Below are 16,958 nucleotides of genomic sequence, written 5' to 3' on the forward strand. Positions count from 1 at the left end.
TTGCGCCGGCCGGCCGCGGCCCGTCAACCGCGCCGGTGGCATCGGGGCGCCGGAAAATGCCGGCGTTTCCCTGCCTTCTGCCGGCTCGCGCCGCCCTGGCCGGCTCAGCCGGCCGCCTTCTCCACCGCCTGCATCACCCGCAGCATATTGCCGCCGGCGAGCTTGGCGAGGTTCTCATCCGACCAGCCGCGGCGCATCAGCTCGGCGATCACGGAAGGGAAGGTCGAGACGTCCTCGAGCCCCTCGGGCACGGCGCCGCCGAAGAAGTCCGAGCCGATGCCGACATGGTCGTGGCCGATGCGCTGCGCCAGATAGTCGAGATGGTCGCAATACTGGGCGAGCGTCGCCTTCGGCCGCGGCCCGGCCTTGCGGGCGATGTCGGCTTCCGCCTTCTTGTAGTCGAGCCCGTCCGGCGTCTTGCCGTAGCGGTCCTTGGCCGGCCGGTGCCAGTCGCGCGAGGCCTGGCTGATGAAGTCCGGCACGAAGGTCGCCATGACGACGCCGCCATTGCCGACGACGCGGTCGAGCACGTCGTCGGGCACGTTGCGCGGGTGATCGCAGAGCGAGAACGCGTTGGAATGCGACCAGACCACCGGCGCCGTGCTGACATCGAGCACGTCATGCATCGCCTTGGGTGCGACATGGGCGAGATCGACGACCATGCCGAGCCGGTTCATCCGGCCGATCACCTGCTTGCCGAAGGCCGAGAGGCCGTCATGGCGCGGTGCGTCGGTGGCCGAATCGCACCAGTCATGCGTGCCGTTGTGGCAGAGCGTCATCAGCCGCACGCCGAGCCCGTAATAGGCGTCGAGCGTGTCGAGCTCGCCGTCGAGGGCCGAGCCGTTCTCGATCGTCATGAACAGCGCGATCTTGCCCTCCGCCTTGGCGGCGGCGACGTCGGCGGCGTCGAGCCCCGGCCGAAAGACGTCGGCATGGCGCGCCGTGACCGCGCGCATCAGCGCGATCTGCGCCAGGGCGAAGCCGGCGGGGTTCTTCTGGTTCGGCGGCACATAGGCCGCGAAGAACTGCCCCGCGAGCCGGCCGGCGCGCATGCGGGGGATGTCGGTGTCGGTTTCCGGATGGATCCGGGCGAGATCGTAGGCGGCGACATCGCCCTTCGCCGCGGCGTCAAGCCGCAGGACATAGGGCATGTCGTTATGGCCATCGATCAGGGGGACGCGCTCCAGCAAGGCGAGGGCCCGCTCCTGCGCGGCGTCGGCGAGAGGGGGGGAGGCGAGGGCCATGGCATACCTTCGAAAGCGGGAATCGCGAGGCTGTGATGGTGGCAGGGCGAGCCGGCTCGCGCGAGTGCCAAAACCGCCGGTGTCCTGCCGATTTGGGATATTTTCACGCGTTATGCGTTCGCCAACGCCTCGTATGCCCCAACCATGGTCGTATTTTGCGTTACGGGGCGCGCAATTATCTTGCGGAGAAATCTCGCGAGGCGGCAATTTCGCCTCGCATTTGCATAGGCAAAGCGGCGCAGATTGCTTTTGACAGAAATGTGGTCCGGGTGGATTGTCGGCGCGGCAGGCCGTTGCTAGCTCTGCGTGGCAATCCTATCCCGCATGCGTCGGCGTCATGCCGACTCACAAGAACGGGCAGATGGTTCGAGGGGACAAGCGTCGTCAATGGAAGTCTTTGTCCAGCAGCTCATCAACGGGCTGACCCTGGGGTCGATCTACGGCCTCATCGCCATCGGCTACACGATGGTCTTCGGCATCATCGGCATGGTGAATTTCGCCCATGGCGACGTCTTCATGCTGTCGGCCTTCATCGCGCTGATCTTCTTCATGCTGATTTCCGCCTGGTTCGGAGTCGGGCTGATCGTGCTGGCGCTGATCTTCGTCCTGATCCTGGCGATGTTCTTCACCTCGCTGTGGAACTGGACGATCGAGCGGGTCGCCTATCGCCCGCTGCGCGGCTCGTTCCGGCTCGCGCCGCTGATCTCGGCGATCGGCATGTCGATCTTCCTGATGAACTTCGTCCAGGTCGTGCAGGGGCCGCGCAACAAGCCGATTCCGCCGATGCTGAACAAGTCGATCCTGCTGATCGACAGCGCGACCTATCCGGTCTCGATCTCCTACAAGCAGATCGTCATCATCACCGCCACGATCGTGCTGCTCGCAGCCTTCTGGTTCATCGTGCAGAAGACCTCGCTCGGCCGGGCCCAGCGCGCCTGCGAGCAGGACCGCAAGATGGCCTCGCTGCTCGGCATCGATGTCGACCGCACGATCTCGATCACCTTCATCATGGGCGCGGCGCTCGCCGCGGTCGCCGGCGTGATGTACCTCGTGCTCTACGGCGTGGTGAATTTCGCCGACGGCTTCGTGCCCGGCGTGAAGGCCTTCACCGCGGCCGTGCTCGGCGGCATCGGCTCGCTGCCGGGCGCGGTGCTCGGCGGGCTGCTGATCGGGCTGATCGAGGTGATGTGGTCGGCCTATTTCACCATCGACTACAAGGACGTCGCGGCCTTCTGCATCCTGGCGGTCGTTCTCGTGTTCATGCCATCCGGCATCCTCGGCCGGCCCGAAGTCGAGAAGGTCTGACGCCATGGCCATGGACGCAGCGACGCCGGCCAAGCGCCAGGCCGACATGATGGCGGCGCTGAAGGAGGCGGGCTTCGCGGCGCTCGTCACCTTCGGCCTGTGCATCCCGATCATCGCCTGGGGCACGCGCCAGAACATCGAGAACCAGCTCGTCCTCGACCCGCGCTGGGACGCGGTCGCCTGGGCGGTCGCGATCGTCTTCGTCGGGCGCTTCCTGCTGGCGCTGCGCCAGCAGACGCGGCAGGAAGGCAAACCGGCCCTGCGCCTGCTGCCGCATGGCACGATCGCCTTCTTCCAGCGGCATTCCGGCCTGTTCTCGCTGTTCGGCCTCGGGTTCCTGATCGTCTTCCCGATCATCGCGATCACGCTCGCCGGCTGGGGCGGGGCGCTGAAATGGATCGACAATTTCGGCGTGCAGATCCTGATCTACGTCATGCTCGGCTGGGGGCTGAACATCGTCGTCGGCCTCGCCGGCCTGCTCGATCTCGGCTATGTCGCCTTCTATGCGGTCGGCGCCTATTCCTATGCGCTGCTGGCGAAGAATTTCGGCCTGTCGTTCTGGATCCTGCTGCCGATGTCGGGCATCCTGGCGGCCTTCTGGGGCATGCTGCTCGGCTTTCCCGTGCTGCGGCTGCGCGGCGACTATCTCGCCATCGTCACGCTCGCCTTCGGCGAGATCATCCGGCTCGTCCTGATCAACTGGGTGGACTTCTCGGGCGGCTATGCCGGGATCTCGGGCATTCCGCGGCCGACCTTCTTCGGCATGCCGTTCACGGCGGCCGATAACGGTTTTGCGGCGGTGTTCGGGATCGAGTTCTCGCCGCTCCACCGGACCATCTTCCTCTATTACGTCATCCTCGGCCTGGCGCTGCTCACCGCCTTTGTCAGCCTGAGATTGCGGCGGCTGCCGGTCGGGCGCGCCTGGGAGGCGCTGCGCGAAGACGAGATCGCCTGCCGCTCGCTCGGCATCAACACCACCAACACCAAGCTGACGGCGTTCTCGCTCGGTGCGATGTTCGGCGGCTTCGCCGGCTCGTTCTTCGCGGCGCGGCAGGGCTTCATCTCACCTGAATCCTTCGTCTTCATGGAATCGGCGATCATCCTCGCCATCGTCGTGCTCGGCGGCATGGGCTCGCTCTGGGGCTGCGCCATCGCGGCGATCGCGATGATCGGCGGCACCGAGCTGCTGCGGGAGCTGGATTGGCTCAAGGCGATCTTCGGCGCCGATTTCGACCCGACCAAATACCGCATGCTGATCTTCGGCTTCGCGATGGTGGCGATCATGATCTGGAAGCCGCGCGGGCTGATCTCGACGCGCGAACCGACAGCCTTCCTCAAGGAGAAGAAGGCGATCTCGGCCGATATGGTCCAGGAAGGGCACGGCTGATGAGCGCGGCGATCACCCTGCTCAAGGTCGAGCACCTGACCATGCGCTTCGGCGGCCTGACCGCCGTCAACGACCTCTCCTTCGAGGCGCGCACCGGCGAGATCACCGCCCTGATCGGCCCCAACGGCGCCGGCAAGACCACGGTGTTCAACTGCATCACCGGCTTCTACAAGCCGACCGAGGGGCGGATGGCGCTGATCCATCCATTGCCCGATACCGACGATCTGGTGGCGGCGACGACCCAGCGCGGCGTCGGCTCGATCAAGCTGCCTTCCGTGCACCTGCTCGAGCGGATGCCGGATTTCCGCATCGCCTGGGAAGCCAAGATCGCCCGCACCTTCCAGAACATCCGCCTGTTCAGCGGCATGACGGTGCTGGAGAACCTGCTGGTCGCCCAGCACAACCCGCTGATGATCGCCTCGGGCTTCACGTTTCTCGGGGTGCTCGGCATCGGCGGCTACAAGGCGCGCGAGAAGCAGGCGATCGAGAAGGCCAAGTTCTGGCTCGAGAAGATCAACCTGATCCACCGGGCGGACGATCCTGCCGGCGACCTGCCCTATGGCGACCAGCGCCGGCTCGAGATCGCCCGGGCCATGTGCACCGATCCGGTGCTGCTCTGCCTCGACGAGCCGGCCGCCGGCCTCAACCCGCGCGAAAGCCTCGACCTCAACAACCTGCTGCTGTCGATCCGCAAGGACATCGGCACGGCGCTGCTCCTGATCGAACACGACATGTCGGTGGTGATGGAAATCTCGGACCATGTCGTGGTGCTCGACTACGGCACCAAGATCGCCGACGGCTCGCCGAAGGAAATCCAGGAGGATGCCAGGGTCATCGCCGCCTATCTCGGGGTCGATGACGAAGAGGTCGCGGCGGTGGAAGCGGAGGTCGGCCTATGAGCGAGGCTCAACCGCTCCTGCGCGTTCGCGGCGTCAAGACCTATTACGGCAAGATCATCGCGCTGAAGGGCGTCGACATCGACGTCAACCAGGGCGAGATCGTCACGATGATCGGCGCCAACGGCGCCGGCAAGTCGACGCTGATGATGACGATCTTCGGCAATCCGCAGGCGCGCGAAGGCACCGTCACCTATGACGGGCGCGACATCACCAGGATGCCGAGCCACGAGATCGCCCGCCTCGGCATCGCCCAGTCGCCGGAAGGGCGGCGGATCTTCCCGCGCATGACCGTGCTCGAGAACCTGCAGATGGGCGCCGCCGTCCGCGGCCTCGAGCATTTCGAGGAAGACCTCGAGAAGATGTGCCAGCTCTTCCCGCGGGTGAAGGAGCGCCTGCAGCAGCGTGGCGGCACGCTCTCGGGCGGCGAGCAGCAGATGGTCGCCATCGCCCGCGCGCTGATGGCGCGGCCGAAGCTGCTGCTGCTCGACGAGCCCTCGCTCGGCCTCGCCCCGCTGATCGTCAAGCAGATCTTCTCCGCCATCGGCGAGCTCAACCGAACGCAGGGGCTCACCGTCTTCCTGGTCGAGCAGAACGCCTTCCACGCGCTCAAGCTCGCCCATCGTGGCTATGTCATGGTCAACGGCGTCATCACCATGAGCGGCGCCGGCAAGGAACTTCTGGCCAATCCGCAGGTGCGTGCCGCCTATCTCGAAGGCGGGCGGCATTGAATGGCGCGGGCTTGAACGGAGCGCGATGATGCAGGGCATCCTCTACGAAGAACCGACGATCTGGCTGTTCCTTCTCGTCACGGTGGTGATGGGCGGCTGGGCCGCGTGGATGACCGGCCGGGCGGTGGCGATCACCTGGCGGCCGTTCCTGCAACTCGTGGCCTATACGCTGGTGCTGGGCCTGTTCATCCGCTTCATCCATTTCGCCCTGTTCGAGGCGACCTTGCTGTCGCTCCACTATTACCTGGTCGATTCGCTGGTGCTCTTCGCGTTCTGCTTCGCCGGCTGGCGCTATAACCGGACGCGGCAGATGACGACCCAGTATCGCTGGCTCTACGAGCGCACCGGGCCCTTCAGCTGGAAGCTGCGGGAAGGCGCCTGAACAGCGCGAAAACACCACGAAAGTTCACGGGCTTGCCGCGTGACAGCATTGTGAAAAAGCGCAAGACTGCGCCTCACGGTGGCACCACGCGCCGAGACGGGCCGGCCTGGCCGACCCGTTCAATAGTTAGACAGGGGAGTCACAACACATGAAGAAGCTGCTCTTGGGCGGAATCGCTCTTGGCGCTGTCCTCGCCTTTTCCGGCGTGGCGAATGCCCAGATCAAGCTCGGCGTCGGCGGCCCGCTGACGGGACCGAACGCGGCCTTCGGCGCGCAGCTGAAGAACGGCGCCGAGCAGGCGGTGGAGGACATCAACGCGGCCGGCGGCGTGCTCGGCCAGAAGATCACGATCTCGCTCGGCGACGACGTCTCCGATCCGAAGCAGGGCGTCTCCGTCGCCAACAAGTTCGTCGGCGACGGCGTGAAATGGGTGCTCGGCCACTTCAACTCCGGCGTCACCATGCCGGCGTCCGAGGTCTATGCCGAAAACGGCATCCTGATGATCAGCCCGTCGGCGACCAATCCCAAGGTCACCGAGCGCGGCCTCTGGAACACCTTCCGCGTCTGCGGCCGGGATGACCAGCAGGGCGGCGTGGCGGCGGAATACATCGCCAAGACGCTGAAGGGCAAGAAGATCGCCATCGTCCACGACAAGACGACCTATGGCCAGGGCCTCGCCGACGAGACCCGCAAGGGTCTGGTCAAGGCCGGTGTCAAGGACGTGCTCTATGAAGGCGTCAACGCCGGCGAGAAGGACTTCTCGGCGCTGATCTCGAAGCTGAAGTCGACGGGCGCCGACTACCTCTACTGGGGTGGCCTGCACACCGAGGGCGGCCTGATCGTGCGCCAGATGCGCGACCAGGGCCTGAAGACCGTGCTGATCTCCGGCGACGGCATCACCACCGACGAGTTCGCCACGATCGGCGGCCCCGGCGTCGAGGGCACGCTGATGACCTTCCCGCCGGATCCGCAGAAGCGTCCGGAGGCGGCCGCCATCCTGAAGAAGTTCGAGGCGCGCAAGTTCAAGCCGGAAGCCTACACCCTGTACAGCTATGCGGCTGTCCAGATCATGGCCGAAGGCGCCAAGCGCGCGAACTCGGTCGATCCGAAGAAGGTCGCCGCGGCGCTGCACGGCGGCCAGCCGGTCGACACCGTCATCGGCAAGATCGCCTTCGACAAGAAGGGCGACATCACCCGCCCGGACTACACCATCTACACCTGGAAGAAGGGCGCCGACGGCAAGATCACCTATGTTGAGAATTGATCTCGGCGGCTGATAGTCCGCAGGCGTGAGACGAGCCCGCCCCGGAGCGATCCGGGGCGGGTTTTTTCTTGGCTTTCGGGCTCCTGCCTGTTGCCGGCCGGCGCGGTTCTTTCCGGTTGCAATCCATTTCGGTTAAATCACTATGGTTGCAATGACGTCAGGGGGAGCCGGCGTGCATGGCGACGGAAAAGAAGATCATCCTGTTCTCGGATGGTACGGGAAACAGTGCCGCGGCGCTGTTCAAGACCAATGTCTTCCGGCTCTACCAGGCGCTCGATCTGGCGAGCCCGGACCAGATCGCCTTCTATGACGACGGTGTCGGCACCTCCTCCTTCCGGCCGCTGGCGATGCTAGGCGGCGCCTTCGGCTTCGGCCTGAAGCGCAATGTGCTCGATCTCTATCTCCAGCTCAGCCGGACCTATGAAGACGGCGACAAAATCTATCTGTTCGGCTTCAGCCGCGGCGCCTTCACCGTGCGCATCCTCGCCGGGCTCGTGCTCCGGGAGGGGTTGCTGCGAAAGGGCTCGGATGCGCAGATGGCGCTGGACGCACATGCCGCGTTTCGTGCCTATCGCCGCCGGTTCGAGCCGCGGGTCATCGTCTTCGACCAGATCCTGGCGGTATCGCGCTGGCTCCGCGATACCGCGCTGCGTGGGCTCGACAGGCTGCTCGGCCGGACGCGCCGCGACACGCTCAAGGATCCGGCTCGCAAGATCGCCTTCGTCGGCATCTGGGACACGGTCTCGGCCTATGGCCTGCCGATCGACGAACTCACCCGGGCCTGGAACGTCTTCTTCCCGCTCTCGGTGCCGGATCGCAACCTGCACGAGAATGTCGAGCGGGCCTGCCACGCGCTGGCGCTCGACGACGAGCGGAACACCTTCCATCCGGTGCTCTGGAACGAGGCGGCGCGGCAGCACCAGCGCAATCCAAAGGCGGCGCCGCCCAGCCATATCGACCAGGAGCGCTTCACCCAGGTCTGGTTCGCCGGAATGCACTCCAATGTCGGCGGCGGCTATCCGCTCGACGGGCTGGCCCATATCACGCTCGACTGGATGATGACCCAGGTCGGGACGCAGGGGCCGCTCGGGAGCCGCGGCCTGCGTTTCAAGGCCGGCGAGCACGCCAAGGTCGCACTGCTCGCCGACCACGACGCCCCGATCGCCGATTCGCGGCGGGGGCTGGGCGGCTCCTATCGCTATCAGCCGCGCAAGCTCGCTTTGCTCGCGCATGACAGTTTTGGCGCCCGCGGCGTCAGGGGCATCGGCAGGAACTTCGTCAAGATCGACCGCATCAAGATCCATGAGAGCGTCATGCGCCGGATCGCCAGCTGCGCGACGGGCTATGCGCCGATCGTCCTGCCCGCGCGCTACGCCGTGGTCGACCGCAGCGGCTCGATCCGCGATCTGCCGCTCCCGGGGCAGAAGCCGATCCCTCTCCCATACCCGATCGAGGACAGCGACCAGGCAAGCCGGCGGGCGCAGGCGCAGGAATGGGTCTGGAACGATGTCTGGTGGCGCAGGGTGTTCTATTTCTCGAGCATCTTCGCGCTGCTCGTCATCGCCGCGATGCCGCTGACGATGCCCGCGGCGGAAACCTGCATCGGCCCGGCCTGCTTCCTGGCGCCGGCGATCGAGGGGGTCGGCTCGTTCCTGCCCGGCTTCCTGCAGCCCTGGCTGGCCGCGTGGCGCACCCATCCGGCCAGCTTCGCCGTCCCGCTGCTGATCTTCAGCGGCCTGCTTTTCGTCGGCGGTGTCCGCCAGACCGCGATCGGCGACGCGATGCGGCTGAAATGGCGCAGCCTGACCAAGTCGTCCGAACTGCCGCGGCAGAAGGCCGAGGGCGATGTCAAAGGCAACTGGCTGTACCGGCTGCGGACGACGAAGACCTATCAGACGGCCATGTCCATCCTGAAGCGGAACGTGATGCCGACGCTGGCCGGGCTCGTCGCGCTGTTTGTGCTGGCCGCGGCGATCAGCAGGGCCGGCGTCACCGCGACCTCGACGCTGGGCCATTATTGCGAGGCCACCGAGCCCAAGCCGGCTATTACCGAACAGCCGGTGACGAGATCGGATTTCAGATCGAGCTCAGTCTGCTGGGCGAGCGGAATCACGCTTGAAAAGGGCCGCCGCTATGCGATCACCATCGAAGTGCCGCAGGACTGGCGTGACGGTCCCCCGAAGGAGGCTGCTTCGAAGCCTGCCGGCTCGAACGCCGACACGCCCGAGCCCGATCCGATGAAGGCGGATGTGCTCGGCTTCGGGAGCGAGAGGTTCCCCTGGTACCTGCGGCCGTTCGCCCTGTTCAGGAGGCATCTCGGCCAGTTCTGGTTCATGCCGATCGCCCGCATCGGCGCGTTCGGGTCGGACGAGTATCCGCTCTATCCCAATGACTGGAGCCGGCCGGGTCCATGGCGGGGCAAGATGACGGCGGAGATCACCGCCAAGCGGACCGGCGAGCTCTTTCTTTTCGTCAACGACGCGATCCTGCCGCTCAATCTCGCCCAGCCCTTCTACGCCAACAACCGGGGCACGGCGACGGTGACCGTCAGGCCGATGCGATAGGGCTGAGGCTCCGCATGAAGCCGGCGAAGCGCAGCAGCCCGTCCGGCCAGGGGCCATGGCCGGATTCGGTGTTGAGATGGCCGCTGTCGCCGGCATCGACGAATTCGGCGCCCCAGGCCTCGGCCAGCGCGCGGGCCTCGTCCGGCGTGCAATAGGAATCGTTGGCGCTGGCGATCAGCACCGAGGGGAAGGGCAGGGGCTGGCGCGGCAGCGGAATGAAATCGGACGCCATGCCGGGGATGGCGCGCTTGGCCCGCTCGGAGGCCGGCGCGACCAGGAAGCCGCCCGCCACCTCGCCGGGCTTCAGCTGCCCGGCGGCATGGACGACGGCGCTGACGCCGGCCGAATGGGCGACGAGCACGACCGGCTTCGTCGCGGCGCGCACCGCGGCGACGATCCGGTTCGCCCAGGCGTCGCGCTCCGGCTTGTACCAGTCCTCCTGCTCGACGACGCGGGCGGTCGAGAGCTTGGCGACCCAGCGGCTCTGCCAATGATCGGGCCCGGAACCGGACCAGCCGGGGATGATGAGGATGTCGGCGTCGGAGGATTTCATCAGATCGGCCTGGATTATGATGATTCAGATCGAACTATGCCGTCATCCTGGGCGAAGCGCAGCTTCGTCCCGGGATCCATCATCGAGCGTCGTCGATCCCTATGATGGATCCCGGAGCTGCGCCGCTTCGCGGCTTGTCCAGGATGACGCCGTGTTCCCACGCAAAATCATCCTACTCTAGCGTGCAGGATGTCGTTTGCTGTCGGCAGGGACCTGCGGACGATCGGCGGTCTGAGCCTGCTCGAAGCGCGCGATGAGCTTGCCGCGACGAACGATACGAACCGTCTCGCCAGCTTCGACGCGATCGAGGATTTCGCTCCAGCGCTTTCGCGCTTCGGTGACCGATAGTTGCATGGTGAACAGCGTAGTCCGCCGTCTCGCCAAGCTCAATGATCAAGCCTCGCCGAACACCCGCCTGAAGATCGTGTCGACATGCTTGAAGTGATAGCCCTCGTCGAACATCGCCTCGAGCTCGGCGGCTGACAGCCGGGCGGTCACGTCCTTGTCGGCCTTGAGATTGGTAAGGAAGTCCTCGCCGTGCTCCCAGGTCCGCATGGCGTTGCGCTGGACCAGGCTGTAGCTCTCCTCGCGGCTCGCCCCGGCCTGGGTCAGGGCCAGCAGCACGCGCTGCGAATTGTGCAGCCCGCCGAGCCGGTCGAGATTCTTCCTCATGTTCTGCGGATAGATCAGCAGCTTGTCGACGACGCCGGTGAGGCGGGCGAGGGCGAAGTCGAGCGTCACTGTCGCGTCGGGGCCTATCATGCGCTCGACGCTGGAATGCGAGATGTCGCGCTCATGCCAGAGGGCGACGTTCTCCAGCGCCGGCGTGACCATGCCGCGCACCAGGCGGGCGAGGCCGGTCAGGTTCTCGGTCAGGACGGGGTTGCGCTTGTGCGGCATCGCCGAGGAGCCCTTCTGGCCGGGCGAGAAGAACTCCTCCGCCTCGTAGACCTCGGTGCGCTGCAGATGCCGGATCTCGGTCGCCAGCCGCTCGACGCAGGAAGCGACGACGCCGAGCGTGGCGAAGAACATGGCGTGGCGGTCGCGCGGGATGACTTGGGTCGAGACCGGCTCGACGGTCAGTCCCATCTTGGCGGCGACATGCTCCTCCACGCTCGGGTCGATATTGGCGAAGGTGCCGACGGCGCCCGAGATGGCGCAGGTCGCGATCTCGGCGCGGGCGGCAACGAGCCGCGCGCGGCAGCGGTCGAACTCGGCATAGGCCTGGGCCAGCTTCAGCCCGAAGGTGACCGGCTCGGCATGAATGCCGTGCGAGCGGCCGATGGTCGGGGTCAGTTTGTGCTCGAAGGCGCGGCGACGGATCGCGGCGAGCAGCGCGTCGACATCGGCGATCAGGATGTCGCTGGCGCGGGCGAGTTGCACGGCGAGCGTCGTGTCGAGCACGTCCGAGGAGGTCATGCCCTGATGGACGAAGCGGGCCTCGGGGCCGACGATCTCGGCGAGGTGGGTCAGGAAGGCGATGACGTCATGCTTGGTGACGCGCTCGATCTCGTCGATGCGGGCGACGTCGAAGACCGCGTCCTTGGCCTTGGCCCAGATCGTCGCGGCGGCCTCCTTCGGCACGACGCCGAGCTCGGCGAGCTTGTCGGTGGCGTGCGCCTCGATCTCGAACCAGATGCGGAAGCGCGCCTGCGGCTCCCAGAGCGCGACCATTTCGGGGCGGGAATAGCGGGGGATCATCGAGGGCCTCGCGGCTGGACGGAGTTTCAGCGCGCTCGCTAGCACGGTCGACCGCGTGACGGAATGCCAGCGATGCGGAATGCCTTGCTGACAGCTTTCGACCCGCACCATGATTAGCGTTCGCGCGGGCCGTCGCCTCACGTTCGCCTTTTGACAGGCCCAGTCTCAAGCATCTCATCGCCACGAGGGAGAACGCCAATGTCCTATGTCGATGGTTTCGTCGCCGCCGTGCCGGCAGCCAATCGCAAGGCCTACGAGGAGCATGCCCGCAAGGCCGCGCCGCTGTTCAAGGAATATGGCGCGACGCGCGTCGCCGAATACTGGGGCGACGATGTCCCGCGCGGCAAGCAGACCGATTTCTACCGCGCCGTCGAGGCGACGGAGGATGAGGTCGTGGTCTTCTCCTGGATCGAATGGCCGAGCAAGCAGGCCCGCGATGCCGGCTGGGAGAAGCTGATGGCCGATCCGCGCATGCAGCCCGACGCCAACCCGATGCCCTTCGACGGCAAGCGCCTGATCTATGGCGGCTTCGCGCCGATCGATCTGGCGGCTTGAGCGACCGCCGTCCTAAATCAACCTCGTCATTCCGGCTGAAGCGAAGCGGAACGCCGGAATCCATCGTAGAGCGCTGTGCCCTACGATGGATTCCGGAGCTGCGCGGCTGAAGCCGCTTGTCCGGAATGACGGAGATCGGTTGGCCGGCGGCCCTCAGACCCACTCACCGCGGGCGGCTTCCGCCGCCTTGCGGATCGCGGCGATGTTGCCGGCATAGGCCGAGGGCCCGCCCTTGAACACGGCCGAGCCGGCGACCAGCACGTTGGCGCCGGCCTTCGCCGCCAGCGGCGCGGTTTCGGGCGTCGCGCCGCCATCGATCTCGAGCGCGATCGGCCGGTCGCCGATCAGGGCGCGGATGCGCGCGATCTTGTCGACGACCGAATGGATGAAGCTCTGGCCGCCGAAGCCGGGATTGACCGTCATCAGCAGGATCAGGTCGAGATCCTCGATCAGCGGCTCGACGGCGCTGGCCGGCGTGCCGGGGTTGAGCACGATGCCGGCCTGCTTGCCCTGAGCCTTGATCGCCTGGATCGTGCGGTGCGGGTGCGGCCCGGCCTCGACATGGAAGGAGATCAGATCGGCACCGGCCTTGGCGAAGGCCTCGATGTAAGGGTCGACCGGGGCGATCATCAGATGCACGTCGAAGAGCTTCTTCGTATGCGGCCGGATCGCCTTCAGCACGTCGGGGCCGAAGGTGATGTTGGGCACGAAATGCCCGTCCATCACATCGCAATGGATCCAGTCGGCGCCGGCTTCGTCGATGGCGCGGACTTCCTCGCCGAGCTTGGCGAAATCGGCGGAGAGGATCGAGGGGGCGATGCGGATCGGGCTTGTCATGGGCGAAGCGTTTAGAGCAGGAAGCGAAAAAGTGGAAACCGGTTTTTCGGCCATCCGGCTCCCGCTCGTCAGCGTCGCTTCACCGGATAGGACAGCCGCCTGTCGGCCTCGGTCACCTCGGCGGCGGCGATGGCAAAGGCCGGCCGGCTGCTCAACCGCTCGAACCAGCCCGCCAGCTCCTTGTAGCCGTCGAGAGAAGGCCCGCCCAGCCGCAGTGCCCAGAAGACGGTCATGAACATGGCGATATCGGCCGCCGACAGCGCCTCGCCGAAGAAGTCGCGGCCGGTCAGGCGGTCGTTGAGCCCGGCATAATGCCGCTCGAGGGCGGCCTCGGCGATCAGCGCATCCGCCTCCTGGGCCGCGCGCTTGTCGCGGTCCATGGCGGGCGGCTCGTTGCGGTGCATCAGCGGCCGCAGGGCCATGAACAGGATCTCGTCGGCGAAGAGCTCGTCGAGGCGGCAGCGCGCCCGCTCCGCCGGGCTCTGCGGGTAGAGCGGCGGCTGCGGATAGGCCTCGTCGAGATATTCCAGGATGACGGTGGAATCGTAGACGATCAGCCCTTCGTCATTGACGATCGGCACCTGCCGCCTGGGGTTCAGCGCCAGTACTTCCGGATGCCTCGGATCATAGCCGCTGGTCTGGTTGAACGGCACCATGATGCGCTCGAAGGGCAGCTCCTTCTCGCGCAATGCAATCTCGACCTTGCGCGAAAACAGGCTCAGCGGCCCCGAATAGAGGGTGATCATGATCGTCTCTCCAGTCTTTCTTGGAGCGACTTTCGCATTACTGCCGGTCAGGCGGAGTCAGCAGACTCCTCGCGCCGCCGGATCCGCGCCGCGACGCCGCGCAGCAGCCAGGGCAGCAGGTAGATCGGGAACTGGGCGAGAGCGAAGAACAGATAGGTCGTCGGCGGCACGCCGGCGCCGAGCGCCGCGACGAGCAGGCCCATATTGCGCTGCCCGGTGCCGTAGCCGATCATGAAGCGTTCCGACACCGGGAAACGCCAGAGCAGCAGGCAGGCGCTGGCCAGCCCGATGGCCGAGATCAGGAAGGCGACCGCTCCGAACAGGGCGACCTGGCCCGGCCGGGCGAGGGCCGCATCGGTGACGCCGTCCATCGCGGCGATGGCGAAGATGAAGTACATCAGCACGCCGAAGCCATCGAGGTTGGGCTTCATCTCGCGGATGCGCGCGGCGCCGAGCCAGCGGCGCAGCGCGACCGCCACCGCGATGCCGCCGCCGATGAAGATCAGCAGCCGCAGGGTTAGTTGCCAACGGTCGAGCGGCACGGCCGCCCCCGCCAGCCATTCGACGAAGACCGGCGCCACGAGCGGGCTCACCACGGTGGTGACAATGACGCTGGCGATGATCAGCGAGGGCTCGAAACCGTAGAGGATCGCGACCGCCGGCGAGGACATGATCGGCGGCGCGGCGCCGAGCATGGCGATGCCGAGCAGCAGCCCGGGGTCGAGCGCCTCGCGCCCGATGACCAGGAAGACGGCGCCGAGCAGGAGGGCGGGCGCCGCCATCAGCCAGAGGCAGGCGGCGATCAGCTTGGCCGGCCGGCGCACCAGCCCGGAGATGACGCCGAGATCGGCCCGCATGAAGACGACCGTGGTGAAGCAGAAGATCGTCACCGGCAGCAGCGGACGGGCGGCCGCGGAGAACTGCGGCAGCGCCAGGCCCAGGAAGATCGACAATGCGAAGCCTTGCGTGCCGTAGCGGCCGAGGAGGGCAAGGGCGGAAGCGAAGGGCGCGAGCATCGAAAGCCGGGTCAGCGAAACGGGGCGCCACACTGGCCGAAGCGCGCGCCGCCGTCACCTTGTCCTGGCGCAGGACGGCCCAGCCGTCATTGCGAGGCGCGAAGCGACGAAGCAGTCCAAAGGCGGCCGAGCAATGCCGCCTGTGGATTGCTTCGCTTCGCTCGCCATGACGGCCGGCTGGTAGCGGCAGGAAGTTGCAGTCTTCCTGACAAGCTGCCGGATCTGATGGCCCAGTAATTCCCACTGTCGCAGAAACTGCGAAACTTCTCTGGAGTCGGCGCAATATTCGGCGCGTGGGCTGACAGCGCGGCCGCGGGCGCTATTCTTGCCAGCGGGGAAGGCTGGCGGAGAAAGCGCGATGCGCACGGATACGATCGTTCTTGGGGCGGGAATCGTCGGGATTTCGGTCGCGCTGCACCTGCAGAAGGCGGGCCGCTCGGTGCTGCTGGTCGATCGCGGCCAGCCCGGCGGCGAAACCAGCTATGGCAATGCCGGGCTGATCCAGCGCGAGGGCGTCTATCCTTACGGCTTCCCGCATGATTTCGGCGCGCTCATCCGCTACGCGATGAACAATACGATCGACGCGCATTACCACTGGAACGCGATTCCCAAGCTCGCGCCCTTCCTGTGGACCTACTGGATGCATTCGCGCGCCTCGCAGCACGAGGCCATCGCCCACAAATACGCGACCCTGATCGAGCATTGCGTGACCGAGCACGACGCGCTGGCCGAAGAAGCGGGCGCGACCGACCTGCTGCGCCGCAAGGGCTGGATGAAGGTCTTCCGCACGCCCTTCGAGCAGGAGACGCGGCTGGCGGAGGCGGCGCGCTGGCAGCGCGATTTCGGGCTGAACCATCGGGTGCTCGATGCGGCGGAGTTGCGGGCCGACGAGCCGCACCTCGACCAGAGCCTGATCGGCGGCCTGCACTGGACCGATCCGGTGACGGTGATCGACCCGCTCGGCCTGTCCAAGGCCTATGTCGCGTTGTTCGAGAAGCTTGGCGGGCGTGTCGCGCAGGGCGATGCCGCTACGCTGTCGCAGGATGGCGAACGTTGGAGCGTGACGCTGGCCGACGGCAGCAAGGCGGTGGCGAGCGACGCGGTGGTGGCGCTAGGGCCCTGGGCCGACGTGCTCACCCGCCGGCTCGGCTACCATCTGCCGCTCGCGGTCAAGCGCGGCTATCACATGCACTACAAGCCGCTCGGCAACGCCGTGCTCAACCATCCGGTGCTCGATACCGAGCGCGGCTATTTCCTGGCGCCGATGCGCCAGGGCGTCAGGCTGACGACCGGCGCCGAGTTCGCCAACCGCGACGCGCCCAAGACGCCGGTGCAGCTTGCCCGGGCCGAGCCGATCGCCAAGACGCTGTTCCCGCTCGGCGAGCGGCTCGATGCCGAGCCGTGGATGGGCAACCGGCCCTGCACCCCCGACATGATGCCGATCATCGGCCCGGCGCCGAAGCACAAGAACCTGTGGTTCTCCTTCGGCCACGCCCATCACGGGCTGACGCTCGCCGCCGTCACCGGCCGCATGGTCGCCGAGATGGTGACGGGGCAGAAGGTCTTCGTCGATCCGACGCCATTCGCGCCGGCGCGGTTCGGGCGATAACAATTCTCGTGGGCTTCCCGTATCGAGCGCCGATCTACGCTGGCGCCGCCCCCTCTCCATCTCTCCCCCGTTCCGGGAGAGAGAGGCGCCTCGGCCAGCAACGTGATCGCGGCAGGCAAGGGCGCAGGAGCCCTCTCCCGGAATGGGGGAGGGTTGGGAGGGGCGGCG

At 66.5% G+C, this 16,958-nt stretch carries 15 protein-coding genes and 2 pseudogenes; 10 read left to right on the plus strand and 7 right to left on the minus strand.

Annotated elements, in window-relative coordinates; translation table 11 throughout:
- Positions 1 to 104: 104 nt before the first annotated feature.
- The gene (locus V6M56_RS15320; protein ID WP_332684993.1) at positions 105 to 1,244 is read right to left on the minus strand and encodes a dipeptidase; all 1,140 of its coding nucleotides are present in this window, start codon (positions 1,242 to 1,244) and stop codon (positions 105 to 107) included.
- Positions 1,245 to 1,631: 387 nt separating this feature from the next.
- On the opposite strand from V6M56_RS15320, the gene V6M56_RS15325 reads away from it, so the two are divergent.
- The 8 genes and pseudogenes from V6M56_RS15325 (at position 1,632) to V6M56_RS15355 (ending at position 9,773) form a co-directional block, all read left to right on the plus strand.
- The gene (locus V6M56_RS15325; RefSeq protein WP_332684994.1) at positions 1,632 to 2,549 is read left to right on the plus strand and encodes an ABC transporter permease subunit; all 918 of its coding nucleotides are present in this window, start codon (positions 1,632 to 1,634) and stop codon (positions 2,547 to 2,549) included.
- Between the two features lie 10 nt (positions 2,550 to 2,559).
- Positions 2,560 to 3,936, plus strand: a complete 1,377-nt coding sequence (gene livM / locus V6M56_RS15330; RefSeq protein WP_442881172.1) for a high-affinity branched-chain amino acid ABC transporter permease LivM — start codon at positions 2,560 to 2,562, stop codon at positions 3,934 to 3,936.
- Positions 3,936 to 4,122 (plus strand): annotated as a pseudogene (locus tag V6M56_RS22655) (ATP-binding cassette domain-containing protein); the annotation flags it as partial. The gene livM and the pseudogene V6M56_RS22655, both read left to right, overlap by 1 nt.
- A gap of 92 nt (positions 4,123 to 4,214) precedes the next feature.
- A pseudogene (locus V6M56_RS15335) lies at positions 4,215 to 4,808 on the plus strand (ABC transporter ATP-binding protein); the annotation flags it as partial.
- Between the two features lie 23 nt (positions 4,809 to 4,831).
- The gene (locus V6M56_RS15340) at positions 4,832 to 5,563 is read left to right on the plus strand and encodes an ABC transporter ATP-binding protein (RefSeq protein WP_332684996.1); all 732 of its coding nucleotides are present in this window, start codon (positions 4,832 to 4,834) and stop codon (positions 5,561 to 5,563) included.
- Positions 5,564 to 5,591: 28 nt separating this feature from the next.
- The gene (locus tag V6M56_RS15345) at positions 5,592 to 5,945 is read left to right on the plus strand and encodes a DUF6867 family protein (RefSeq protein ID WP_332685068.1); all 354 of its coding nucleotides are present in this window, start codon (positions 5,592 to 5,594) and stop codon (positions 5,943 to 5,945) included.
- Positions 5,946 to 6,093: 148 nt separating this feature from the next.
- Positions 6,094 to 7,209 carry a branched-chain amino acid ABC transporter substrate-binding protein gene (locus V6M56_RS15350; RefSeq protein ID WP_332684997.1) on the plus strand — a complete coding sequence of 372 codons (1,116 nt, stop codon included), beginning with the start codon at positions 6,094 to 6,096 and terminating at the stop codon, positions 7,207 to 7,209.
- 176 nt (positions 7,210 to 7,385) lie between these two features.
- The gene (locus tag V6M56_RS15355; protein WP_332684998.1) at positions 7,386 to 9,773 is read left to right on the plus strand and encodes a DUF2235 domain-containing protein; all 2,388 of its coding nucleotides are present in this window, start codon (positions 7,386 to 7,388) and stop codon (positions 9,771 to 9,773) included.
- On the opposite strand, the gene V6M56_RS15360 is transcribed toward V6M56_RS15355, so the two are convergent.
- From V6M56_RS15360 to purB, 3 genes are all read right to left on the minus strand, one after another.
- Entirely contained in the window at positions 9,757 to 10,326 is a 570-nt protein-coding gene (locus V6M56_RS15360; protein WP_332685000.1) for an RBBP9/YdeN family alpha/beta hydrolase, read from the minus strand. The two genes, V6M56_RS15355 and V6M56_RS15360, sit on opposite strands and share 17 nt — an antisense overlap.
- A gap of 177 nt (positions 10,327 to 10,503) precedes the next feature.
- The gene (locus V6M56_RS15365) at positions 10,504 to 10,680 is read right to left on the minus strand and encodes a type II toxin-antitoxin system Phd/YefM family antitoxin (protein ID WP_332685001.1); all 177 of its coding nucleotides are present in this window, start codon (positions 10,678 to 10,680) and stop codon (positions 10,504 to 10,506) included.
- A gap of 39 nt (positions 10,681 to 10,719) precedes the next feature.
- Positions 10,720 to 12,027 (minus strand): adenylosuccinate lyase, encoded by a 1,308-nt coding sequence (gene purB / locus V6M56_RS15370; protein WP_332685002.1) that lies wholly within the window; start codon positions 12,025 to 12,027, stop codon positions 10,720 to 10,722.
- Between the two features lie 198 nt (positions 12,028 to 12,225).
- On the opposite strand from purB, the gene V6M56_RS15375 reads away from it, so the two are divergent.
- Entirely contained in the window at positions 12,226 to 12,582 is a 357-nt protein-coding gene (locus V6M56_RS15375; RefSeq protein ID WP_332685003.1) for a DUF1428 domain-containing protein, read from the plus strand.
- A gap of 153 nt (positions 12,583 to 12,735) precedes the next feature.
- On the opposite strand, the gene rpe is transcribed toward V6M56_RS15375, so the two are convergent.
- The 3 genes from rpe to V6M56_RS15390 form a co-directional block, all read right to left on the minus strand.
- Positions 12,736 to 13,419, minus strand: a complete 684-nt coding sequence (rpe, locus tag V6M56_RS15380; protein ID WP_332685005.1) for a ribulose-phosphate 3-epimerase — start codon at positions 13,417 to 13,419, stop codon at positions 12,736 to 12,738.
- Positions 13,420 to 13,487: 68 nt separating this feature from the next.
- On the minus strand, positions 13,488 to 14,165 hold the full coding sequence (locus tag V6M56_RS15385; RefSeq protein WP_332685006.1) for a glutathione S-transferase family protein: 678 nt from the start codon (positions 14,163 to 14,165) through the stop codon (positions 13,488 to 13,490).
- Between the two features lie 47 nt (positions 14,166 to 14,212).
- Positions 14,213 to 15,181 carry a hypothetical protein gene (locus V6M56_RS15390; protein WP_332685007.1) on the minus strand — a complete coding sequence of 323 codons (969 nt, stop codon included), beginning with the start codon at positions 15,179 to 15,181 and terminating at the stop codon, positions 14,213 to 14,215.
- Between the two features lie 358 nt (positions 15,182 to 15,539).
- On the opposite strand from V6M56_RS15390, the gene V6M56_RS15395 reads away from it, so the two are divergent.
- Positions 15,540 to 16,790, plus strand: coding sequence for an NAD(P)/FAD-dependent oxidoreductase (locus tag V6M56_RS15395; protein WP_332685009.1), 1,251 nt, complete (start codon positions 15,540 to 15,542; stop codon positions 16,788 to 16,790).
- The last annotated feature ends 168 nt before the right edge of the window (positions 16,791 to 16,958 follow it).

Origin of the sequence: Allobosea sp., from assembly GCF_036675845.1 — a bacterium.
In the GTDB taxonomy this organism is placed as follows: domain Bacteria; phylum Pseudomonadota; class Alphaproteobacteria; order Rhizobiales; family Beijerinckiaceae; genus Allobosea.